At 67.6% G+C, this 992-nt stretch carries 1 protein-coding gene; it reads left to right on the forward strand.

Annotation, left to right across the window (positions count from 1 at the left end; translation table 11 throughout):
• Positions 1 to 252: 252 nt before the first annotated feature.
• A partial coding sequence (locus NOF53_RS27435; RefSeq protein WP_255974819.1) for an IS110 family transposase occupies positions 253 to 992 on the forward strand: 740 nt, incomplete at its 3' end.

Here is a 992-nt window from a genome sequence, read left to right on the forward strand (position 1 = left end):
CCCCTAATGAGAGTCAGCGAGTCCGCTCATACGGCAGACTCGTCACCGGTAGCGGCGGGCAGGTGAGCACTCTTCCCCCCTGGACCTGGAGTCCTGAAAAAGATCGTGCCCCTGCCCGTCCGCCGGGAGAACGGAATCGCTGATGGGATGTCGTGCCCGCTCCGGCGTGAGCACTGCTTCATTAGGGCGCTGATGGTTCTTCCGCACGCTGCCGAAGGTGGTCCGAACTCGAGGACGATGGGAGGAGTCTCAATGCAGTTGTTCGTGGGAGATGACTGGTCGGAAGAGCATCACGATGTCGAGCTGATGGACCCGGCCGGGCGGAGGCTGAGCAAGGCCCGGCTTCCGGAAGGAGTGGCCGGGATTGCCCGGTTGCACGCGATGGTCGGCGACCAACTCGGCGACGACATCGACGAGTCCGAGGTGGCGATCGGAATCGAGACCGACCGTGGCCCGTGGGTGGCGGCGTTGGTGGCCGCCGGATACACAGTGTTCGCGGTAAATCCGTTGCAGGCAGCTCGCTTTCGGGAGCGCAGCAGTGTTTCGGGCGCCAAAAGCGACGCCGCCGACGCACACGTGTTGGCCGACATGGTGCGCACCGATTCCCACCAGCTGCGGCCGGTGGCCGGCGACAGCGCCGAGGCCGAGGCAGTCAAGGTCCTCGCCCGGGCCCACAAGACCCTGATCTGGGAACGCACCCGCCAGACCCAGCGACTGCGGCACGCGCTGCGCGAGTACTTCCCGGCCGCATTGGAGGCGTTCGACGACCTCGATGCCGGCGATGCCCTCGAGCTGCTCGGGAAGGCGCCGGACCCGGCCTCGGCGGCGCGACTGACACGCGGTCAGATCACCGCTGCGCTACGGAACGCCCGCCGCCGCGACATCGAGACCAAGACCGATCGGATCCAGGCAGCCCTGCGAGGTGAGCAGCTGGGCAGGGCGGCGGTGATCACCGCCGCCTACGCGGCCACCACCCGCTCCGCTGTAGCGGT

This window comes from Rhodococcus tibetensis (assembly GCF_024438035.1).
Classification (GTDB): Bacteria; Actinomycetota; Actinomycetes; order Mycobacteriales; family Mycobacteriaceae; genus Rhodococcus_F; species Rhodococcus_F tibetensis.